The 20,733-nt window shown below is 58.9% G+C and carries 20 protein-coding genes; 12 read left to right on the forward strand and 8 right to left on the reverse strand.

Translation table 11 applies throughout. The features are described from left to right. Position 1: 1 nt before the first annotated feature. Positions 2 to 1,366 (reverse strand): AbiJ-related protein, encoded by a 1,365-nt coding sequence (locus ISP17_RS03430; RefSeq protein ID WP_404630110.1) that lies wholly within the window; start codon positions 1,364 to 1,366, stop codon positions 2 to 4. A gap of 120 nt (positions 1,367 to 1,486) precedes the next feature. Between ISP17_RS03430 and ISP17_RS03435 the strand changes: the two genes are divergently transcribed. After that, on the forward strand, positions 1,487 to 2,398 hold the full coding sequence (locus tag ISP17_RS03435) for a hypothetical protein (RefSeq protein ID WP_404630111.1): 912 nt from the start codon (positions 1,487 to 1,489) through the stop codon (positions 2,396 to 2,398). Between the two features lie 29 nt (positions 2,399 to 2,427). Here the strand turns inward: ISP17_RS03435 and ISP17_RS03440 are convergent, their stop codons facing one another. Next, entirely contained in the window at positions 2,428 to 3,873 is a 1,446-nt protein-coding gene (locus ISP17_RS03440) for a site-specific integrase (protein ID WP_404630112.1), read from the reverse strand. A 514-nt stretch (positions 3,874 to 4,387) separates the two neighbouring features. Between ISP17_RS03440 and ISP17_RS03445 the strand changes: the two genes are divergently transcribed. Beyond that, on the forward strand, positions 4,388 to 5,014 hold the full coding sequence (locus ISP17_RS03445) for an ankyrin repeat domain-containing protein (protein WP_404630113.1): 627 nt from the start codon (positions 4,388 to 4,390) through the stop codon (positions 5,012 to 5,014). A 78-nt stretch (positions 5,015 to 5,092) separates the two neighbouring features. Then, positions 5,093 to 5,722, forward strand: coding sequence for a plasmid pRiA4b ORF-3 family protein (locus tag ISP17_RS03450; RefSeq protein ID WP_404630114.1), 630 nt, complete (start codon positions 5,093 to 5,095; stop codon positions 5,720 to 5,722). Positions 5,723 to 5,736: 14 nt separating this feature from the next. Here the strand turns inward: ISP17_RS03450 and ISP17_RS03455 are convergent, their stop codons facing one another. Continuing rightward, a complete protein-coding gene (locus ISP17_RS03455) occupies positions 5,737 to 6,174 on the reverse strand; it encodes a hypothetical protein (protein WP_404630115.1) in 438 nt (145 codons plus the stop codon). A 280-nt stretch (positions 6,175 to 6,454) separates the two neighbouring features. Between ISP17_RS03455 and ISP17_RS03460 the strand changes: the two genes are divergently transcribed. From ISP17_RS03460 to ISP17_RS03475, 4 genes are all read left to right on the forward strand, one after another. Continuing rightward, entirely contained in the window at positions 6,455 to 7,099 is a 645-nt protein-coding gene (locus tag ISP17_RS03460; protein WP_404630116.1) for a hypothetical protein, read from the forward strand. Continuing rightward, positions 7,096 to 7,698, forward strand: coding sequence for a PIN domain-containing protein (locus tag ISP17_RS03465; RefSeq protein WP_404630117.1), 603 nt, complete (start codon positions 7,096 to 7,098; stop codon positions 7,696 to 7,698). The genes ISP17_RS03460 and ISP17_RS03465 overlap by 4 nt, the downstream gene beginning before the upstream one ends. A gap of 479 nt (positions 7,699 to 8,177) precedes the next feature. After that, positions 8,178 to 8,462, forward strand: a complete 285-nt coding sequence (locus ISP17_RS03470) for a hypothetical protein (RefSeq protein ID WP_404630118.1) — start codon at positions 8,178 to 8,180, stop codon at positions 8,460 to 8,462. Positions 8,463 to 8,631: 169 nt separating this feature from the next. Then, positions 8,632 to 9,984, forward strand: coding sequence for a hypothetical protein (locus ISP17_RS03475; RefSeq protein WP_404630119.1), 1,353 nt, complete (start codon positions 8,632 to 8,634; stop codon positions 9,982 to 9,984). A gap of 89 nt (positions 9,985 to 10,073) precedes the next feature. Here the strand turns inward: ISP17_RS03475 and ISP17_RS03480 are convergent, their stop codons facing one another. Together ISP17_RS03480 and ISP17_RS03485 are read right to left on the reverse strand one after the other, a co-directional pair. Continuing rightward, positions 10,074 to 11,249 (reverse strand): hypothetical protein, encoded by a 1,176-nt coding sequence (locus tag ISP17_RS03480; protein WP_404630120.1) that lies wholly within the window; start codon positions 11,247 to 11,249, stop codon positions 10,074 to 10,076. 580 nt (positions 11,250 to 11,829) lie between these two features. Further along, entirely contained in the window at positions 11,830 to 12,234 is a 405-nt protein-coding gene (locus tag ISP17_RS03485) for an H-NS histone family protein (RefSeq protein WP_404630121.1), read from the reverse strand. 279 nt (positions 12,235 to 12,513) lie between these two features. On the opposite strand from ISP17_RS03485, the gene ISP17_RS03490 reads away from it, so the two are divergent. From ISP17_RS03490 to ISP17_RS03510, 5 genes are all read left to right on the forward strand, one after another. Further along, a complete protein-coding gene (locus ISP17_RS03490; RefSeq protein ID WP_404630122.1) occupies positions 12,514 to 13,593 on the forward strand; it encodes a hypothetical protein in 1,080 nt (359 codons plus the stop codon). A gap of 823 nt (positions 13,594 to 14,416) precedes the next feature. After that, the gene (locus ISP17_RS03495) at positions 14,417 to 14,869 is read left to right on the forward strand and encodes an ATP-dependent zinc protease family protein (protein ID WP_404630123.1); all 453 of its coding nucleotides are present in this window, start codon (positions 14,417 to 14,419) and stop codon (positions 14,867 to 14,869) included. Beyond that, entirely contained in the window at positions 14,866 to 15,744 is an 879-nt protein-coding gene (gene rimK, locus ISP17_RS03500) for a 30S ribosomal protein S6--L-glutamate ligase (protein ID WP_404630124.1), read from the forward strand. Before ISP17_RS03495 ends, rimK begins: the two co-directional genes overlap by 4 nt. A gap of 295 nt (positions 15,745 to 16,039) precedes the next feature. Next, positions 16,040 to 16,726, forward strand: coding sequence for a response regulator transcription factor (locus ISP17_RS03505; RefSeq protein ID WP_324895621.1), 687 nt, complete (start codon positions 16,040 to 16,042; stop codon positions 16,724 to 16,726). Continuing rightward, the gene (locus ISP17_RS03510) at positions 16,710 to 17,993 is read left to right on the forward strand and encodes a sensor histidine kinase (protein ID WP_404630125.1); all 1,284 of its coding nucleotides are present in this window, start codon (positions 16,710 to 16,712) and stop codon (positions 17,991 to 17,993) included. Before ISP17_RS03505 ends, ISP17_RS03510 begins: the two co-directional genes overlap by 17 nt. A 154-nt stretch (positions 17,994 to 18,147) precedes the next feature. Here the strand turns inward: ISP17_RS03510 and ISP17_RS03515 are convergent, their stop codons facing one another. From ISP17_RS03515 to metF, 3 genes are read right to left on the reverse strand one after another with little or no spacing between them, the layout of a single operon-like run. Beyond that, positions 18,148 to 19,065 (reverse strand): branched-chain amino acid transaminase, encoded by a 918-nt coding sequence (locus tag ISP17_RS03515; RefSeq protein WP_404630126.1) that lies wholly within the window; start codon positions 19,063 to 19,065, stop codon positions 18,148 to 18,150. Between the two features lie 52 nt (positions 19,066 to 19,117). Next, positions 19,118 to 19,720, reverse strand: coding sequence for a DUF4124 domain-containing protein (locus ISP17_RS03520; RefSeq protein ID WP_404630127.1), 603 nt, complete (start codon positions 19,718 to 19,720; stop codon positions 19,118 to 19,120). A 31-nt stretch (positions 19,721 to 19,751) separates the two neighbouring features. After that, entirely contained in the window at positions 19,752 to 20,576 is an 825-nt protein-coding gene (gene metF / locus ISP17_RS03525; protein ID WP_404630128.1) for a methylenetetrahydrofolate reductase [NAD(P)H], read from the reverse strand. Positions 20,577 to 20,733 lie beyond the last annotated feature (157 nt).

Genomic DNA, 20,733 nt, shown 5'->3' on the forward strand with positions numbered 1-20,733 from the left:
TTCAGATCGTGGTGATTGGGTGGCGTTTGAAGAGCGCCACGAAAAACGCTTTCACCACGTCGGCAGCATCTTCTTTCATCAGCTCCGCAGCTCCAAAGCGATAGACCTCGTATCCCGAAAGCCTGAGCTCCCTGTCTGCCGCCATCATGCGCGCGTATCGCTGCGGATCCGCGTGGCCTTGGGTATCTGCGTAATGCTGCTTGCCGTCGACTTCAATGACGATGCGGACTCCATGCGGGAAGAGGAGCAAGAAGTCCATGCGTGAATGCAGAAGTGCGTCCTTCCCTCTCGCCGCAACCGTCTTTGGGTCCCAGTGGAGCCATACCTCCGGAAGAAGGGCGGGAAGATCTGGGATGGCGGGCCCAAACGCTCGGTGATACGCGTCAAACAGGGTGCATTGTGGCGGCGACGTCTGAGGCAGGCTGTCTAGGAGCCTTCGGTAAAGGCTGACCTTTGCCTTGGCGTCGTCACTGATTTCCTGGGTCTCCGCCCACCACTGCTGCAAGTCCCGCCACCGAAGGCCATCCCATCCAATGCTTCGGTCATACACCAGCACCTTGTCGGCACCTGACAGAATCTCAACTTCGTTGTCGATCGCGTCGCTGAGTCGAAGATCGGGTTTTACATGCGAGGCGAAGATCAGATTCTTCGGCCGGGCTCGGGAACGAAGACCGCTCGAACCGAGTGCGAAGCATGGATAGCCATCCCGGCTCCCCGTCTCCCAAAGTTCTGCTCCCTCTTTTCGTAGAGCATCATTGATCAGGGAAACAAGGCGGCGTTGAGCGTGTTCGTCCGGATTGACTTCCCCAGAGACGAGCCCCTCGAGGAACAACGCGAAGCGGCGATCGGACGCCTCAAACGCTCCCAGTTGGTCGAACAGTTCCTCGGTAGACCAATCCGGATTCCGGAAGAAATGTTGGTCGATCTCGGATCGCAGGGTCTTCGTGGTAAGCCCGAGCATTTCGGAAAGAAGGTCATCGCCGAGCACCCACAACTCGTCCAGCAACTTCAAAAGCCGCCGAGCATCCGAGAACAGTTCATCGCTGGCGAGAGCGCGCGCGACGTCGCGCCGGCATCGCTTCGTGATCTCTGGAAACCCCTCATAGCTCCACAACGCATCTTGGAGCGCGTTGCGCTCCGCTGTTGTGATGCTGAACGATTGAAGCAGGCGCTTGGCGACGTCGGCAAGCTGGCCGTCTTCGATGGCCGATACACACGCTTCCATCCGCTCGCGCTTGGAGCCGGCAGGGTCGGGTGTTGGCAGGTGGAGCTTCTCGCAAAAGACTCCAATCTTGGTGTGCGATTCACCTACGCCAATGCGAAAGACCAAGCCTGACACGTGTCTGCGCAAAGCTTCCAGATCCATGATCCGTATCCATGTTTTGCCGCACACCAGGCGTGGGATCATAGCTGCAAGCGTCCATGGCAACGCGCCCAGTAGTGGCGGTGTGCCGAGGAGTCGGTTCCAACCCAATCAGGGCACCCCGTGAACAACTGGTTCGTTGAGCCCGTCTGGCAAAACTTCTCCTCTATGTACCGAGAAGCTGTCACTTCCAGTGCAGCTACGACGGGGATGGAGATCGCGCATCACCGAATGGCGGCGCTGTACTTTGGCATCTCGGCCGTTGAGTCCTTCTTGAACATGCAGATGAGGGACCATCTGCTCTCACGGGGCAAGACGCACGATGAAGTTCACAAGAAGCTGCGCCGTGGGCAGTTCATGGACAAGGTCAAAGACTGGCCGACGCTTATCGTCGGCAAAGACCTCGATCTAAGGCCGACTACGCTGGACCGTCTGTTTGCAGTGAACGCTCTTCGCGGCGAACTGACGCACCAAAAGAACTACTGGCCTGAGAGCTATGAAGAACTCAGTGAGACCGACCCAATGGAGGTCGTCGACTTGGTGGCCGAGTTCATCGTGGTGTTCCACCATGCCGCAGGAAAGCATTTTCCGTATTGGCTTTGGGGCTGGAACTACCTCAACCCCATGCAGGATGCCCACGAAATCATCATGCTTAATAACGGACAGTTCCTGCACTCGTTGTCCGCTCTCGGTTACATGTTCTCACCGTCGGTGGCTGGCCGCCACGAGGCCAAAGAGGCGGCCATTTTTTTGGACTATCGGACGTATGCGGACGTCGCGAAGTTCCTCGGGTCACTGGAAGCGTGTGAACCCAAGTTCGCGGCATACCCCTACCAGCCAAAACTCTGCCGACGTTGGTGGGAGCCTTCGCATCAACGCACATGCGGGAACGTCTCCAAAGAAGCCATTCAGCGCGCCTTGGAGATCGATGCCCAGTACGGTCAGCGTCGACAAACCCCGCCCAAACAGTCGGTCCCGCCCCGTTCCGGATGGGCGCGCATGGTGAACCTGCTGCGCCGGCACGATGGTCCTTAATTGCGCGAACGACGAGACCCAGCCCTCTGTCACTTCTTCCCCCGTTTCTCCTTCTCCCCACGGGCCTTCTTTTCAGCCTTCGCGCGGGCGTGCTGCAAGTACGGGTCAAACATCCCCTTGCGGTACTTGGTCACCTCAAACTCGGGAACCTCGATTTGCTCCATGAAGGTTTTCACCTCGCGGACCTCGGCGGGTTTGATGTAGTGCCGCTGTGCTGTGGATGATCCTGTGCAGTGCCCCATGAGCTGGCTGATGCGTGCTTCGGGCACACCGGAGCGGTCGGCCAAGGTGGCGAACGTATGCCGGAACCCATGGAAGGTCTTGGTCTTGCTGACGATGCCGCAGTGCTGACGAAGGTGCGTGCGGTTGAACCATCCACTGACCTGGTTGCCCGGTCCCGGATCTGCCCAGCTCAGGCCAGGGAACAGGTGGACATGGCCGGAGGCCTGCACGTCTCTCACGTAATCCAGGAAGCCCAGTTCAATCAGCTTGGGGTGGACCGGCATCACGCGCCGCGCATAGGGCGTCTTGATGTGTTGGCCCTCTCGGTCTCCTGACACGCTCAGGGCTGAGAAGTTGGGATGCCCCTCTTCGCGAATGGTCACCACATCCGCCACATACAGCTGGCAGATCTCATTGATGCGCATGCCCATGTACAGGGCAATGAGGGGCACCCACAGCTTGTGGGGTGCATCGAGGTCCGGCTGGTTGGCCGGTGCAAACAACGTGTTGAGTTCTTCGGCGGTGAACGGCTCCCGTTGGGTGGCCACTTCCTTTCGATGGCGAAACAGCCGAATGCCGTCGAACAGCTCGTTCTCGCAGTGCCGACGGTCCCGGCACCAGCGGAAGAAGCCCCGCATGTAGTCCACGTGCTTTTGCTGGGTGCACAGACTGATGGGTTCCAACCCCTCGCGCTCGGCCCGCTCAACGATGGACTTGGCGGACATGTGCCCCAGGGCGGTCTTACGCTGGGCGTGCTTGGGCCATTTGCTCAACGCCGCCAAGAAAAGGTCGGAGTCCTCGATGTGGTAGTCGTTGAGTGGCTTGTCCCCGGCCAGTTCCAAGAACAGGTTCAGCACGAATTTCATCTCACCGACCACCGACACGGCTAGCTTTCGCTGCTTGCCATACGCGACGTAGGGCTCAATGCGCGCGCTTAGGAGCGGAGAAGGATTCTTTGAGGGCGCCGGGCCGCCCTCATCAAGCAGGTCCAGGGCGGGCCCTGTTGGGGCATGTACTAATGCAGGAGGCAGAGACGGTGCCAAAGGGGGCGATGCAACCGGTGCCTGGATGGAAGCAGGCGGCGCAGGCATGGGCGGTGGGGCGAAAGACAGCTTCGCCAGCCGTTCGACGGCTTCCATGGCGCGCTCATGTTCCTCAGGTCCCGAGGCGGTGACCTTCAATCCGTTGGGTAATTCGATGTGATAATGCGGAAGGGCTGCTTTTGAACTGCCTCCATTGGACGAATCAAGCATAAATTCTCTTTAATCTTAAAAACAGTGATTAAAGGGATGATCATTTTTCTGTCAAGCCCCGTATTTTCTCGATCGCCAAGCCTGTCGCAAACCTCGAAAAACCGCATTCCAATGCGATATTCCGGTGGCGCGAAAAGTGTGACTTTGATCGCCAATTGGAAAATCCGCTTCTAGCGATCCATTGACGTTTTGAAATGTGCTGCCAGGATGGCTGGTGACTCATGCAAAATGAGTTGCTCAGGGTGTACTAATGCAGAGAAATTAGAAAAATGCTCTGGTATATATCTCCCTAATGCATTTTCCAATATCTTTTTCTTAAGTAAGTAAAAGATCTTACGATTCATCCGCATGTGCTAACGGCATTAGCGCGGTCCGAGCATGCGGCGAGCATGGTTGGAGAGAGAGTTTCAGGATGACATGGGTAGGCGGCCGCCGTCGAAAAACCTAAAACCACACCCTTGACAATGCTAATTAATTTGATTTTATGCGGACAGGTACTATTACGAGAAAGCCAATGACTATCGACCCAAATGAGATCTACAAAGTTTATATGTACGATGATGTAGAGAGTTTAGATCAAGCCATCCGCGCAGGCGCTGATGTTAACGCAGATGGTTATGATGGTGAATACTCCATGCTCCATAAAGTTAGCAATGTGGAGTGCGCTAGGCTTCTTGTGAAAAAAGGTTTAGACCTTAACTCGAGGGGGCGAGATAACCACCCGAGCGGAGGGGCCGGGGGCTTTGGATGGGAGTCCATTGAGATTGCCAAGCTCCTCCTCGATTCCGGGGCGGATGTCAATTTCAAATACAGGTTTGGCCCGCTCCTTTTTTATGCTAAGACACCTGAAATGGTGCGGTTGCTCATTGATAATGGAGCCAACGTTAACGCTCGCGGCTATCGACGTATGACGCCACTTTTCTTTTCTAAAAGTGTGGCGATCGCCGAGGTCCTAATCGAGAATGGCGCGAATCTCGACACCAAAGACCGAAGGCGCATGACGGCAGATGAATACCGGCGGCGAGGGGGTCACACGGATGTTGCTGACTTTATTTATGCGAAGCGAGAGCAGAAAATTTTGCGAGAAAAACTACCTTTGGCTGCCGAAGAGCATGCAAAGCGCTCGAGGAGCTACATCTGAGCCCGACCATTGTTACTCGTGTGCTCTTTGAGACGGGAATCGCTAGGCTAGGCTGATCTCCCTTACGCCTCATGGTCCATGCCAACCAGGCCCCGCAAAACCTCCTTCACCTCGCCCTCCGCTGCTCCGACACAGCCTATCTTTCGGCTCCGCATCGAGCTCGACAGGACCGAGCCCATGATCTGGCGGCGCATCGAGATGCCGGCCTCATCGACGTTCTGGGAGCTGCATGTGGCCATCCAAGATGCCTTCGGCTGGTTGGACTATCACTTGCACGAGTTCGAAGTTGGGTCGGTTGCGATTGGGGTTCCCGACGACTACGCAGAGAAGCCCATCGTTCCAGGTTGGTCGGCGACCCTGTCCGAACAGCTCGGCAAGGTGCGGACCTGCTCCTATCTGTACGACTTCGGGGATTGCTGGCGACACACCATCCACCTAGAAGAAGTCCGGGAGAGCGATGGGGGTGGCTACCCCCGTTGCTTGGCCGGTGAAAATGCCGCCCCACCAGAAGACTGTGGTGGGGTGCATGGCTTTCAGGAGCTTCTCGACACGCTCAACAAGCCCAGGTCGGCCGCATACCGAGAGTTGCGGGATTGGATGAAAAATAGGCACGCCAAGGTCTATTGGCCCTTCAAGCCACAAGCCTTTGACCCAGCCGAGGTGGTCTTTCATGACCCGGCCGAGCGGCTCGCCCAACTGGATGCGTGAAGCGACGCTCGCTGTTACCAGAGGGCGACGCTCTCTTCCCTCAGCTTCACCCGAAGCTTTTCCGCCTGGGTAAAGCAGAACGAGAACATCAAGCCGATGAGGGGCGTGATGGCAGCTGCCGCCAGAAAGCGCCAAACGGTGATGTGACTCATGTCCAATTTCAGCAGAAGCAGCAGGAAGAGGGCCACGCAGGTGAGCGCCTGCACATAGAAGTGGGCTGAGACAAAGACTTCGGCCATCCTGCGGATGAGCGGATAGCGAATGGGCGGGGTGGTTTCTCGAACGACGTAGGCCTGAACCTTGCGGCACTGTTCGATGAGAAAGGCGCCAGTTCCCTTGGGGAAGAGCTTCGAGGCGTGTTTCAGGATCTTCTTTCCTAGGAGGATGGCCGATAAAAGGGCGAGGAGCGCATTCTGTGCGTGTTGGACGGAGGCTTGGTCGATGAGGTGCATTGAAACTCCCTTTGGGGTTCGCGTGATACGGCGTATGCCGCAAAGGCAAGTCTGAGGCCGGCTTGCACCAACTATGCGGCGAAACCTGCCGCTTCTAGCCCTCCTTTTCGACCCAATATCCGTGCACTGCTCCTATGGGTGGTCTCGAACCTCCTTCCGTTGCCGATCTGGCCGACTGGCGTCAACATCAGCCGGGATGGGGCTCGAAGGCGACGCGCTCCATATGGATGAGACGGAGCGGATGCTCCGGGCGTAGCACGCAAAAAGGAAGGATGAAGGTATGGAGCAGCAAAAACATGGTCTTCAAGTGCGCGACGAGGCGGGCGACCTTCTTCTGGACGTCGGTCCGCATGTCATCAAGAGCCGGCCAGCCTTCGCCGAGAAGGTAGGTGTAATCGCGGCATCATGGTCGCAGGCAGAGGTCAATCTGAACTGCCTGTTTGCTGCTTTGATGGGAACGACAACAGAGCTCGTGGCCGAAAAGCTTGAGAAGGCGCTTAGCGGAGAGAGGGCGAGCGCATTTGCGAAGAAGATTGTCGCGAAGGCTCTTGTAGGGGCGGAGCTGGAATCCCTGAACGAAATGCTCGATCGCCTTGATGCGGTTCGCCTCAGACGTAATCGTGTCCAACATGACGCCTGGGCCTTCAAGCCAAGCGACAGCGACCGACTTTTCGCCATCCATGCCAACGACTATCTCGACCTGGCGACAAGGTTGGTGGCCGTAAATGAAGCGGAAGACCCCGCTCGGGCCAAGGGAGCGATCGAGGCGGTGATGGCTTTTGCTGCGAATGTTTCTTCTGGCTACACCATTGAAGAGTTGGACAGCATCGATGCCGAAATCAACGCCGTATCCAAGTCTCTTCTGCAAGCGATGCTTCATCACATCCGGCCTGGATCTCGAAAGGAAGTTGGGAGTGGGCCATGAAGAACAACTACGTCCTCATCGACTACGAGAACGTGCAGCCCAAAAGCTTGGCTGCGCTGAGGGGTGAGCACGTCTTCAAGGTGTATCTGTTCGTAGGGGCCAGCCAGGCTAAGGTCACCTTCGAGGTGGCCGAAGCCATGCAGGCGCTGGGCGAGCATGCGCGGTACATCAAGATCTCAGGCAACGGCCCCAATGCGCTGGACTTCCACATCGCGTACTACATCGGGCAGTTGGCGGCCCAAGACCCCAACGCGTTCTTCCACATCATCAGCAAGGACTCGGGCTTTGACCCCCTCATCAAGCACTTGAAGGCCCAAAAGGTCTTCGCCTGCCGATCCAAAGACATTGGCGATATCCCGATGCTCAAAGTTGGCCATGTCGCCAAGGCAGGGAAGGTCGAAGACAAGCTGGCGTTGATCCTGGCCAACCTTCGTCAGAGGGGCGCCGCCAAGCCCCGTTCGATCAAAACCCTGGCCAGCACCATCGGTGCGCTGTTCGCCAAGCAGCTGACCGAAGATGAGATCTCGGCGTTGGTGGAGGGATTGAAGGACGCTGGCCACATCAGTGTGGTGGGGGCGAAGGTGACCTACTACCTGTGAGCCATGCGTGGGCTGCTGGCGTATCAGACCCTGCCCGGCCGCTACCCCAGCGTCTCCGCCTCTGAGACTCCCCAACCTCAAGCTAAGGTCAGCGATGATCTCTGGGGAGTGGCCTTATGTCTTATGCAACAAAGATGCAGCTTCGGATGCTGGTTCCATGCTTGGCGCCTTTGGCGTTCACCTTGCTGATTGCTTGGGCGGTCAGCGTCCTTGAGGGCCTGCCCGGGAGGCTCGGGGGCCATCCCGTAGAGTCGATGCTCCCGGACTACATTCTGTTGGCGGGCCTTTCTCTCACATCTCTCCTGACAATTGTTCAGGGCATCCGTGTATGGCGGTGGACCAAGGGCGAGGGCGATCTTTGCTATGTCTGCGGGTGTCTTCTGGGTTTTGAAAAGCTGGGCAGGCGGGGCGTGTATAGGCCGTGCCTTGGATGCAACGCGAGTCATCCCGTCGGCTGATGTCGCCTAGGAGGGTCGAACATGTGGCGCAACACCTTCATCGCGGTGCGCTGGGCACTGGTGGCGGCATCGATTGTCACCGGAGGTGTCTCGGCGCTGCTTTGGTATCGATCCGCTCAGGTCTCCCATGACCCCTTCATGGGGCGTGTGGAACCAGCTGACGCCGCTTTCGCGCATGAGCTTAGGCTAGGGGCCCTCATGCGTGATTCCATGGATGTTTCCAGGCTCAACAGAAAGGCGGCGCTGTTGACCGCGTGGTCGATAGGTCTCAGCGCGCTCGCCTCTATCGTCGGAGCGTTCGTCTAGCTTATCCAATGTGGTTTCCGTTGGTTGATCGATGACACTGAGCCGCTAGCTACCAATTGAAGATAGAGCGACTGAGCAAGTTTCTTGCACAGGTCATTTATCCATCAACATCTGGACATTTCCAGAATTTGGATATAGTGGCTTTTCGAACGCGATAAACGGACTGGATATGATGGGTAAGGATAAAGATGAGCGCAGCACCCTGCCGGGTGAAGTTTCACCCCAAGAAACTCTTCCCCATGACGAGCCAACCGGTTCTGACGGTGTGGCGGATACGGCGCCGCATGACATCTCCGGCGCTACTGGAACATCCGAAAAAGATGCACTCCTGGCCGCCCATCACGCACGCGATTACCTAGGAAGTATTACGAAACATCCCGTTGCCTTTTCAAAAGCATTTGCAGCTGCTGAGCCGGTTTGGATGAAAGCGGTTCAGAAACATCAGGACGCCTTGGGTTTCGGTGTCAGGAATTCTCCTTTCGAGAAGTTTTCAAAATTGGCCTTTCCCACTCACGCGTTGGGCCAAGCAGTGCGTGAGTCGCCTTGGCAGAGGTTTGCGAAGGAAAATTCCTTTGTCTTAGGGGCATTGACCAAGACTTTCCCCATTGGCTCTGTGATGAAGGACCCCCTTCCCTCATTCAATCTGGCGAGCTCGATGGCAGAGCCTGTCTGGACGAAAGCGATGCGGGAGCGTCGGAGCGAATTCCTGGATGTCGTTGAGCGAGTCAGTAAATCCGCTTTTGTCTTCTCTCCGATGTTGGAGCAAGCAAGAAAGTTTCAGGAGCAGTTTGCATCTCAGTTTAAAGCATTTGACAGCTCGTTTTTCTCGGCAAGTCAGCAATTCGCCGACATTGCGCGCCGTTTTAAAGCATATCCTGAAGAGGTGCGCGAAGGTCTGGCAGTCATGGGGAAGCATGGATGGTGCCTTGACTTCGACATGGGCGCATCTGCGCCCATCAGATTCAAGAATCTGGTAGAAGAGGAGCGTGTTCAAGAAGCACACCAAGAGATGGTTTGCCACTTTGATGCTCGCGTTGACTCGATCAAGCAGGAGCTGTGCGATCTCTATCCCAAAAGGCAGCACATCATCGAGGCCGCCTTTGAGGCGTATGCAAACGCTCAATACATTTTGGCCATACCGACCATCCTTGCCCAGATAGATGGCATTTGCCTGGACGTGGTCGATGCTCACTTTTTTATGGCTAAAGGTAGGAAGAAGGTAAAAGACCACGTCATGAGCATTGCAAGCGGGAGCATTTCGAGTGCTTTTCTAGCACCGTTCGAGATTGGGTTGGAGGTTTCGTTGTCGGAGCGCGACAGGCCAGAGGGCTTTTCCGGTCTCAATCGCCATATGGTGTTGCACGGAGAATCGGTTGATTACGGGACCAAGGAAAATTGCTTGAAGGCGATCTCCGTCCTGAATTACATCTCCCAGTCCATCCAGCGGGTTTTGGGTGATGAAGAGGAGAACCAGCCCGCACAGCTTGTCAACGAGGTGGCGGAACAGGGTCCCGACTCCTGAGGTTGCCTGTGTCAGACCGTCGTTAGGCTTGGGGTTTTTGGCTTGAAAGCTGAGCGGGGTGGTGAGTTGATCATGCTCATCTTCCTGCTCTAACGCGTAGTCAGGCCGGCTCTCGCACTCCTGCTGGCATGAGTCGACCCTATAAGTTCGGGCAGGTCAGCTAAAGATGGTGCGAATTGCGCAGGAAATCCTAGGTCAGTTCGCTTCAACACGCTGTGGGCGAAGGAGTCCACCCGAATGATATCAACATACGGAACAAATAGAAGGTGCATAGCGTCTGCAAAGTCGCTGCCCGCCTTCTTGTGGGGGTTTCTTGGTCTCTGGGGAAGGGCTGACGCAAGAAGCAACTCGCCGATGAACGTGTATGCGCAAAAAATTGAAGGTGCCTTGGCGCGGAAGAATTCTTCGATAGGAAGATCGGGTGTGATAGATATGTTATCAGTGCTGCTTTTGTCTACTATCTTCTGATAAGCGTTGCGCAGTTCAAATTTATAAGATTTTTCAACTATTTTTGCGGCGTCAACTGTTGGAATTGTGCTTTGATCAAATGTTGATCTCATTTTTTCGTAAAGATTTATTAGCGATTCTTGCGTACTCCTGTTTCCTGCCCTTAGCCCATCTGAAAAATTATGATTGTATTTCCAGTTATCGCTTAGCCAAGTTGATAGCTGAACGATATCCCGCATTCCTTCGAGGATAGCTTGCCTTAATTGCGGCCACGTGGAGTTGTCGCGAATGAACATTTCAATGGCGGCCCTCCCGCCACGAAATAATGGGTATTTTTGCAGCAGTTCGTCGACGCATGTCTTATAGAAGGCAGGTTCCACCTTTGCGGAGATCCTCTTGGAGAGTGCGCGGCGCATCTTTCTGTTGGTTGAGTTTTCTATTACCCATTTATCGAGCTCCGCTTTAATATTTGGGCGTTCCATTTCAAAGCGGGGGTGCCACTCCGTCCAATCGAGCACAGCCGATGATCCACCCAAGACTGTCATTTCATGTTCGAAGATAGTTGAGCCGGAAGGGAGATGGTTATCTCCGCACATTTCTGCGATTGTGCGGATCCGTTCTAGCCCTTTGTCGATGACTCTCGGTTCGGTCGGAAGCGCTTCGAAGAAGAGTACGTCACTGAATACAAAACGGGCGGTGCCTTGATCGCGGAGAGCGAGCAACCGCTGCTTGATGGGTAGAGACGCCTCGTAGTCTGGGTGAGACGGCGAAAATCTGGAGAAATCCTGGCTATCTAGGTACACGACGACTGGTCTCATCGCTCATTCCTTTCAACGATTGACCCAGCCTAAGCTGGGCCTGTCTCAACAGGCAAGATGCTCAGCTAGGTTGCGAGCTCTGAAATTCGAACACTTCGGAACAGAGTGTCGTGACTAGGGTGGGCAAGCAGTCAGGCTCGTCCTCGCTGGGATGCTGGCGTGCCGCTGACGAAGCAGACCGTTGCGCCGAGCAAAAAAAAGGCTGCCAAGAAGGCAGCCTTTTTAGATTTGGCGCGGGGTGGGGACGAGCCCCGGGACTCTTGGAAAAGCGAGTTTGCGTTTGCTCATCTCTTCGCTGACATGGATACGTTTGGCCCCCGCAGAACCCCCTTAGTACCCACACCTTTTTCATGAGATGCCATGTTGTGCCCTCCATCAGAGCTTTCAAACGCGTGAAAAACACCATCTAGCGTTACTGCTACTGCGATACGGGCCAAAGCGGTATCCATGCCACACGCGAAGCAAATGAGCTCAGCAAAAAACGCTTTTACTACTGCTCCCAAGCTGTTTGACTTTTTTTGGTCTCAGGGGCGAGGTTACACCTTTCGCCTTTATGGGAAAAGGTAGGCCTATCAGTGGATTACTTCTTAGCAGCCTTCTTGGCCGGAGCCTTCTTCGCCGCTTTCTTGGCGGGCGCGGTCTTCGCCGTGGCACCAGCAATCAAGAGGCTGTCGGCCGTGACACCCTTCTTCTTCAAGGCATCAACGAACCACGTCGGGCGCTTACCCCGGCCAGACCAAGTCTGGGCCGCGTTGTCGGGGTTGCGGTACTTCGGCGCAACCACAGCCTTCGGACCCTTGGCGACCTTGCCGCCGCGCGTCGGATAGACCTCACCAATGGTCAGGCCAGCGCCCGCGAGGATGCCATCGATCTTGGCCCGCACTTCCTTGACGTGATTCTTCCGCGCGGATTCCATCTGCGCTTCGGCGTTCTTGATGAGCGCTTGGAGTTCAGCGGGGGAAAGTGAATCGAGATTGATAGCCATGTTGGTCCTCTCAAAGGGTTAGTTACGTAGACAGTCTACCTGAACGGTATTGGAAATACCCCACACACCTTGTCAGCTTTTCCCTACATAAAATTTGCGAGGCAGTAGACATTCTCGCGAGAAAATATTTCAAGCGTCGAGTTCATTGCGGGGCGTGGCGCGGCTGACAATTGCACCGCTGCTCGCAAGTTGCGCATTTGAATTTCCGTCAGGAGCGGTCAGTGGCCGCTAGTGAATAATTCTTCTTCATTCAGTCTTTCATGTTCTGGTGGAGGATTTATGCGATCAGTATTTAATCTACCCATTGCTCTTTTCCTTTCCTTGTTGGCATCCGGGTGTGCCAACATCAAGTCGCAAAGGGTAAACGAGGGGGCTGCTGGTTACGATGGTCTCATCTACCATCTTCCCCTGAAGGATATCAGGCTATCCGTAACTGTGGCTGACGATTCCCAAGGTTCGGGAGCAACAAAAATATATACGCCTAACGTGGAGGCTGGCGAAGCTTATCCGGATATGAGCTCCTCGTTTCTTATGACGATATCTAGAAGCGAGTTTGGATCGAACTCGCTGGAAATTTCGGTTAGCACATCAGGGTTGCTTAGCGTAAGTAAATCTACTTCAACAAGTGCGGTGGATGACATTGCAAAGAGCATTGCTTCTTCAATGGCTTCAAGGCGGCTCGACTTGTTCTTCAATCTCGGGCGGATTGTGGCTTCACCAGATCAATCATGCCCCGTCAGTGGGGTTTATAGTCGGCTTGTGACTTTCGATGAATTAAAAAAATCCGATCAGAATTTATGTGGATTTGATTTTCATGTTACGAGCAACGCTTCTCGCCTTCCCAGTCCGACAATAAATGATGTCGCACCGTTGCCCAATGGTGGTGTGGCGGGCAACGCGATGGCGCTAGGCAGGGTGTATAGCGGCATCTATTATAGACAGGCGATCCCAGTTCACATTGAGGCTACTCAGGCCTCGTTGAGGCAACTTGTTAGAGGCTTTATTGTATTTATTCCTGATGAGAATGCTGTCTATAAGTTGCCCGTTCCTAGAAATTTTTTCGCAAACAACTCAACGAATATCACACTCTCTGATGGTATGCCCACTGGGTACAATCCTCAAAAGAATAGTGAGGTGCTTGGTCTTTTCAAAATTCCTGCTGATGTCATTGGTGCCTACTTCGAGGCATTCGGAAAGCTTTTCACGGCTTTTGGGGACGCGAAAAAAAGTGAGGCAGCGGCAAGCGCAAATGTTGCATATCTTCAATTGCAAGAGTCGAAAACACAGCTTTGCCTCAAGGCGATTGCGGCAAATGATGCGGATGGCATAAAGGCTTCATGCCCCACATCAGCAGAATGACGCGATGAGCTCAGCAAACAAGTGCGGGCATGATCGACGGAGACTGACGTGGTGATCAGTTTTCCCTGATTGTAGGGTTCAGCCAACTTAATATGCTGGATGTGCCCCACACGTCTGGCCCGAGTCGGCGGATGGTCTGGCGACAGCCTGCCGACCTGTAAGCCTGGTGGAACCGACCGTGAGGCACCGGCTAGCTTGTGCACCCAAGCCCCGGATGGCGCCCGAAATGGGCGCCATTTTTTTGGTTCAGAATCCCAGCTGAGGTTGAAGCGCGAACCCCTTGGCGTGGTGCCAGAGAGCACTGCATTTGAGGCAGAGATGTTCTGCGAGGACACCCTCGAAGGTATCCGTGGACACTGTGTGCCAGGAGACTGGCTCGGTGAGAGAGGCAGCGTTGCAGCAGCCCGGATCTGAATTCGGCTGGCTGCACTCAGAAATGATCATGTCGTTCGTTCCTCTTCATGGGCCGCTAGATCGCGGCACCGAAAAGGATGGCGTCACGACCTTCGGCTTCGTCGACCCATCTCAGTGATGGGCCCAACGGCAAGAGCGGTTGAGCTGGCGTTTGTGAATCGTTCAGCAAAATTGGCACGCTCGACCACGCGTGCACGTCGAATGGCAGGAGAGGGCGTGAGGCAACTAGCGAGGGCTGTCGCCTGACTGGTAAGCTTGTTGGGTATCGTTTTGGGTATCGCTGGCTTACTGGTGTCCTGACGAAAAGCTGATCAAAAACAAGACGCTGTGGGAAAGGGACTCGATTCCCTTCACCCGCTCCAACTCCCCCTCGATCCCCGAGCCCCACCTCCCGACGCGTGCGCTGACCATGGCGGATGTCATCACCCTCGGCTGGCGGGAGCGCGTGGCGCTGCCCGATCTCGGCATCGCCGGCCTGAAGGCCAAGCTCGATACGGGCGCGCGGTCCAGCGCGCTGCACATCGACTCCCTCGAAACATTTCGCCGCGACGGCGCGACCTGGCTGCGCTTCAGCGTGAGCGCGGGCCGACGCCGCGTCAGCACCTGGCACAGCGAGGCGCCGGCGCTGGACCGGCGCGTGGTCACCGACACCGGCGGGCGGCGCAGCGAACGCTGGTTCATCCGCAGCACGGTGAGCCTGGCGGGGCAGTCGTTCCTGATTGACATCAGCTTGACCGATCGTCGTCACATGCTGTTTCCCATGCTGCTTGGCCGCACCGCCCTGATCGGACGCTTCGCGGTCGACCCGATGCTTTCCTACACCCAGCCGCGCGCGCAGCGCGTGGCGCCGGACAACCCATGAAGATAGCCATCCTCTCGCGCAACACGCGGCTGTATTCCACCCAGCGCCTGGTCGAGGCGGCGCGCGAGCGCAACCACGTGGTGCGCGTGCTCGATCCGCTGCGCTGCTACGTGCGCATCGCGCCGGGCAGCATGGAGATCCGCTACAAGGGCAAGGCGCTGCGCGACTTTGATGCGGTGATCCCGCGCATCGGCACGCAGAGCACCTTCTACGGCACCGCCGTGCTGCGCCAGCTGGAGATGATGGGCGTGTACACGCCCAATCCGTCCGACGCGGTGCTGCGCGCGCGCGACAAGCTGCGTTGCCTGCAGATCCTCGCCTCGCACGGCCTGCAGATGCCGGTGACCGTGTTCGGCGACAACCCCGACGACACCACCGACGTGCTGGCGATGCTGGGCGAGCCGCCGCACGTGATCAAGCTCAACGAAGGCAGCCAGGGCACCGGCGTGGTGCTGGCGGAAAAGCGCAGCGCCTCGCAGAGCGTGATCGAGGCGTTCCGCGGCCTGTACGCCAACTTCCTGGTGCAGGAGTTCATCGCCGAGGCCAAGGGCAGCGACTTGCGCTGCTTCGTGGTGGGCAACAAGGTGGTGGCGGCGATGCAGCGCGATGCCAGCCCGGGTGAATTCCGCGCCAACCTGCATCGCGGTGGCACCGCGGTGAAGGCGACGCTCAGTCCGCAGGAAAAGAAGATCGCCGTCCGCGCCGCCCAGGCGCTGGGGCTGGGCATCGCCGGTGTCGACCTGCTGCGCTCGGACCGCGGCCCGTTGCTGCTGGAGGTCAACGCCTCGCCGGGCCTGGAAGGCATCGAGGCAGCCAGCGGCGTGGACGTGTCCGGTCACATCATCAAGCATCTGGAGCAAAGCGTCGGCGGCTGAACGGTTCGGGCGGGAGCTGCGAACCATTAACTGCATCCTAACCACCCCCCGCCTATAAAGGCGTCACTGCATTTGCTTGGCACTTCAACCTGTAGGTCTGGTGGCAGCAGATTCGGTATCGGGGCAGTAGCTTGGGCCCGGATGCACTGATCCCGCGTGGACAGTCATCCGGGCCTTTTCTTTGCCCGCGCGGCGCGTTCAGTTTCGCGCCCGGGCGGCTCTGCTCCGGCACGACAGGCTTGTTAAGCTTGCAACCCATAAGGCCGGCCCGTGCGCCGACCGCTCGGAGTGGCGCATGCGCGTACTGGTGATCGAAGACAACAGCGATATCGCGACCAACATCGGCGACTATCTGGAAGACCGCGGCCACGTGGTCGATTTTGCCGGCGACGGCGTGACCGGCCTGCACCTGGCGGTGGTGCACGATTTCGATGTGATCGTGCTCGACCTCACGTTGCCCGGCATGGACGGGCTGGAAGTGGCGCGCAAGCTGCGCCACGAGGCGCACAAGCAGACGCCGATCCTCATGCTCACCGCGCGCGATGCGCTCGAGCAGAAGCTCACCGGTTTCGAGTCCGGTGCAGACGACTACATGACCAAGCCGTTCGCGCTGCAGGAACTGTCCGCGCGACTGGAAGTGCTGGCGCGGCGCGGCAAGGGGCCGCAGAGCCGTGTGCTCAAGGTGTCCGACCTCACCTTCAACCTCGACACGCTCACGGTGAACCGCGAGGGCAAGTCGATCCAGTTGAACCCGATCGGGCTCAAGCTGCTGCAGGCGCTGATGGAAGCCAGCCCATCGGTGGTGACCCGGCAGGACCTGGAGCAGAAGGTGTGGGGCGAGGAGCTGCCGGACAGCGACTCGCTGCGGGTGCACATCCATGGATTGCGTGCGGCGATCGACAAGCCGTTCGAGAAGCCGCTGATCCACACGCGGCACGGCATCGGTTACCGCATGGTCGATCCGGATGCAGTCCAGGCGTAAGCTGCGGTTCCGCCTCGTCGTCTCCTTCGCGCTGTTCGGCTTCGGCCTCAGCGCGTTGTTTGCATTTGCGGCGCTGAATATCCGCACCCGGGTGGAGGATCAGCTGGTCACCGCCACGCTCGTGGATGAGGTCGATAACCTCAATCGCCAGGTGCATGAACACCCCGACCAGCAGCCGAAGTTCGGCATCGTCGAGGCGTGGACTTGGAGCGACCGCACCATTTACAAGGCGCCGTTGGATTGGCAGCGACTTCCCAACGGGGTCCACGACGTCAGCGAAAAGGGGCCGGATGGCCGCCTTCGCCACTACAAGCTAGCCGTCGAACACAAAGACGGCATCTACAGCTTTCTTCGCTATGACGTCTCGCGTGACGAACTGGGCAAGCAGCAACTGCTCTTCAGCGTCATCGGCGCGGTCTTTCTTTTCGGCTTGCTCTCGCTCGCGATCGGCCTGTGGCTGTCGCGCAAGGTGCTCAAGCCGGTTAGCCAGTTGGCGCAGCGTTTGCGTGAGTTCCGCAAGGTCGGCAAGGCCGAGCCGCTGGCGGCGGAGTTCGCCGATGACGAAGTGGGAGAGCTGGCGCAGGCATTGGACGACTACGCAGCACGGCTCACGGCTATGGTGGAGCGCGACCGCGAGTTCAACTCCGACGTGAGCCACGAACTGCGCACGCCGCTGGCGGTGATCGCCAGCACCACCGAGCTGCTGCAGGGTTCGCCCGATCTCACGCCCAAGCTGGCCGAACGCCTCAAGCGCATCGAGCGCGCTTCGCGCCAGGCCACCGAGCTGATCGAGGCATTGCTGCTGCTGTCGCGCGCGGAGCGTCGCGGCCCGACCCGCGGCGAAACCACCGACGTGGCCAAAGTGGCCGCCGACGTGATCGAGAGCCAGCGCCCGCAGATCCGCGACAAGCCGGTTGCCGTGCACCTGGACCAGCGCGAGCCGGTGAGCGTGAACGCGCCTGCCTCGGTGCTGGCGGTAGCGCTGACCAACCTCATCGGCAACGCGATCAAGTACACGCTCGATGGCGAGGTGCGGGTGGAAGTGGGTGCCAACGGCATCGAGGTGATCGACACCGGTCCAGGCATCAAGCCGGAGGATGCCGAGCGACTGTTCCAGCGCGGCGTGCGCGGCGAAGGCGCGGGTGGCAGTGGCGCGGGGCTGGGCCTGGCGATCGTGCGGCGGCTGTGCGACCTCTACGGCTGGCAGGTGTCGATGCGCCCGCGCACCGACACGAATGGCGCCGTCGCCAGCATCACGTTCGGCTGATCCCCTTACCGTGTAGGAGCCCGCTCGCGGGCGATGCCTTTAGCTTTGATGTCGATTAAGGGCGAAGAGCATCGCCCGCGAGCGGGCTCCTACAGGGGGCAAAAAAACGCCCCGCGATGCGGGGCGTTCTTGCTCTGCACGGGGAAGGGCCGGATCAGACCGCTTCCAGCCAGCCCCACTTGTCGCTGGTGCTGCCGTCGAACAGGCCGAAGTACAGCTCCTGCAGGCGACGGGTGACGCGGCCGGCGGTGCCGTTGCCGATCTGCTTGCCGTCGACCGAGTTGATCGGCGTGATCTCCGCGGCGGTGCCGCACATCAGCAGCTCGTCGCACAGATACAGGTACTCGCGCGGGATGTCGCGCTCGACCACTTCGATGCCTTCCTCGCGTGCCAGCACCTTGATCGTGTCGCGGGTAATTCCGGTGAGAATCGAGGCGCTGGCCGGGGTGGTGTGCAGCACGCCGTCGAACACCAGGAACAGGTTCTCGCCGGCGCCCTCGCTGAGCAGGCCGCTGGAGGCCATGGCGATGCCTTCGCCGAAGCCCAGGCGACGCGCTTCACGGGCGATCAACTGGCCGGAGAGATAGTTGCCGCCGGCCTTGGCGCCGGCCGGGATGGTGTTTGGCGCAAAGCGCTGCCAGCTCGACACGCAGGCGGTGATGCCCTTTTCCAGCGCCTCCGGCCCGAGGTACGGGCCCATCGGCCAGGTGGCCACGGCCACGTCGATCGGCGTCTCGGCGGAGAGGCCAAAACCGCCCAGGCCACGGTAGGCAACCGGGCGCAGATACGCGGCGGAGAAGCCGTTCTTCTTGATCACGTCGCGGCAGGCGGCGGCCAGCTCTTCCAGCGAGTACGGCAGCACCATGTCGTAGATGCGTGCGGACTGGTACAGCCGCTTGAGGTGGTCGGTGAGGCGGAAGATCGCCGCGCCGTCCGGCGTGGCGTAGCTGCGGATGCCCTCGAACACCGACGAGCCGTAATGCAGCGCATGCGACATCACGTGGGTGGTGGCGTCCTTCCACGGCTTGATCTCGCCGTTCTGCCAGATCCATTCGGGGTATTGCTGCGCCATGACGGTTCTCCGTTGGGGGACCGCCCATGATAACGGGTCGGCCCGCGCGCCACTAATCGGCGGGGCGCAGCCACAGGCAGCCGGACTGCGCCACCAGGGCAAAGCGGGTGGACGTGCTGGCACCGCTGGCATCGTGCGGGCCGGTGACCAGGGTGAGGGCCGTCGGGTTGTCCTCCGCAGGCGCGGTGTCCAAGTCGGTATCCAGCGGCCGGCTGGCGTCGTACAGGGGCGAGGTCTGCGCCGTGCGCGCCGGGCCGTCGTCGGCCACGTCGAGCAGTGGCTGCTGCATCAGCGTGCCCAGCGTGCGGATCTGTTCGACCACGCCGCGCCGGCTGTAGCCGTCCCAGAGCATCAGGCCGGCGAGGCGGTTGGGATCGCGGGCGGCGAAGGCGTCGACGACCTGCTGGCGCAGCTCGTCCAGTGTGGCCGCGCACAGTTGCGAGGAGCGGTCCTCGCCGGGCACGGGCGAGGCATCGGGCGCAGCATCGCCTTGAGGGAGCGCCGGGGTGGCGTCCAGGTCCGCGCAGGCACGGTCGGTGAACACCTGGTGTCCGGCGCGATCGACGCAGCGGTGGATGCCGGCATCCTGCGCACGCAATGGCCTGCCGATCGACGCGGCCAGCAGCACCAGCAGCAGGAGGGTGATCCGGCGCATCACCGCAGCATAGCGCCGCGGCGTCAGTCGATCAGTGCAGCAGGTCCAGTACTGCCAGCGTGGGGCGGGCCCGGTTCAGCGTGTAGAAGTGCAGGCCCGGTGCGCCACCGTCGAGCAGGCGGCGGCACAGACCGGCAACTACTTCGGCGCTCAGCTGGCGGATCGACTCGGCATCGTCGCCGTGCGCCTGCATGCGCTTGGCGATCCAGCGCGGGATTTCCGCGCCGCACATGTCGGAGAAGCGCTTGAGCTGGCTGAAATTGCCGATCGGCATGATGCCCGGAACGATCGGCACAGTGACGCCGAGCGCACGCGCGTCATCGACGAAGCGAAAGTAGGCGTCCGGGTTGAAGAAGTACTGCGTGATCGCGCCGTTCGCGCCGGCTTCCACCTTGGCCTGGAAGTGGCGCAGGTCGGCCAGCGCGTCCTCGGCCTGAGGGTGGGTTTCCGGGTAGGCCGCCACCTCGATGTGGAAGTGCTCGCCCGAGTGTTCGCGGATGAAGCGCACCAGCTCGGCGGCGTAGCGGAAGTCGCCGGGCGAAGCCATGCCCGAAGGCAGGTCGCCGCGCAGCGCCACGATGCGGCGATAGCCGGCCGCGCGGTAGCCGGCAAGCAACTCGGCGATCTCCGCGCGGGTGCCGCCCATGCACGACAGGTGCGGCGCCACTTCCATTCCGTGCTCGCGATGCAGCCGCGCCACCGTCTCGCCGGTGTAGCTGAGCGTGGAGCCGCCTGCGCCGAACGTGACAGAGGCGTATTCCGGACCCCGCGTCTTCAGCTGCTGCGCAGCGCGATCGAGCTGCGCGCGCTGTTCGTCGGTCTTGGGGGGGAAAAATTCAAAGCTGATGGCCGGCATCGCCGCAGTCTCCAGGAAGGGCATCTTGGGTGGAGTTTATATCTTTATGTCGCGATGAAGCGATATAGATCGGCCATCAAGCCGTGCGGCCAGCGGGTCCATCGAACCCTGCGGGCGCGCCATGGCATGTCCCGTGGAAGGCGGCCATTGTCAGCAT

It is taken from the genome of Dyella ginsengisoli (assembly GCF_044904665.1).
GTDB lineage: Bacteria > Pseudomonadota > Gammaproteobacteria > Xanthomonadales > Rhodanobacteraceae > Dyella_A > Dyella_A ginsengisoli.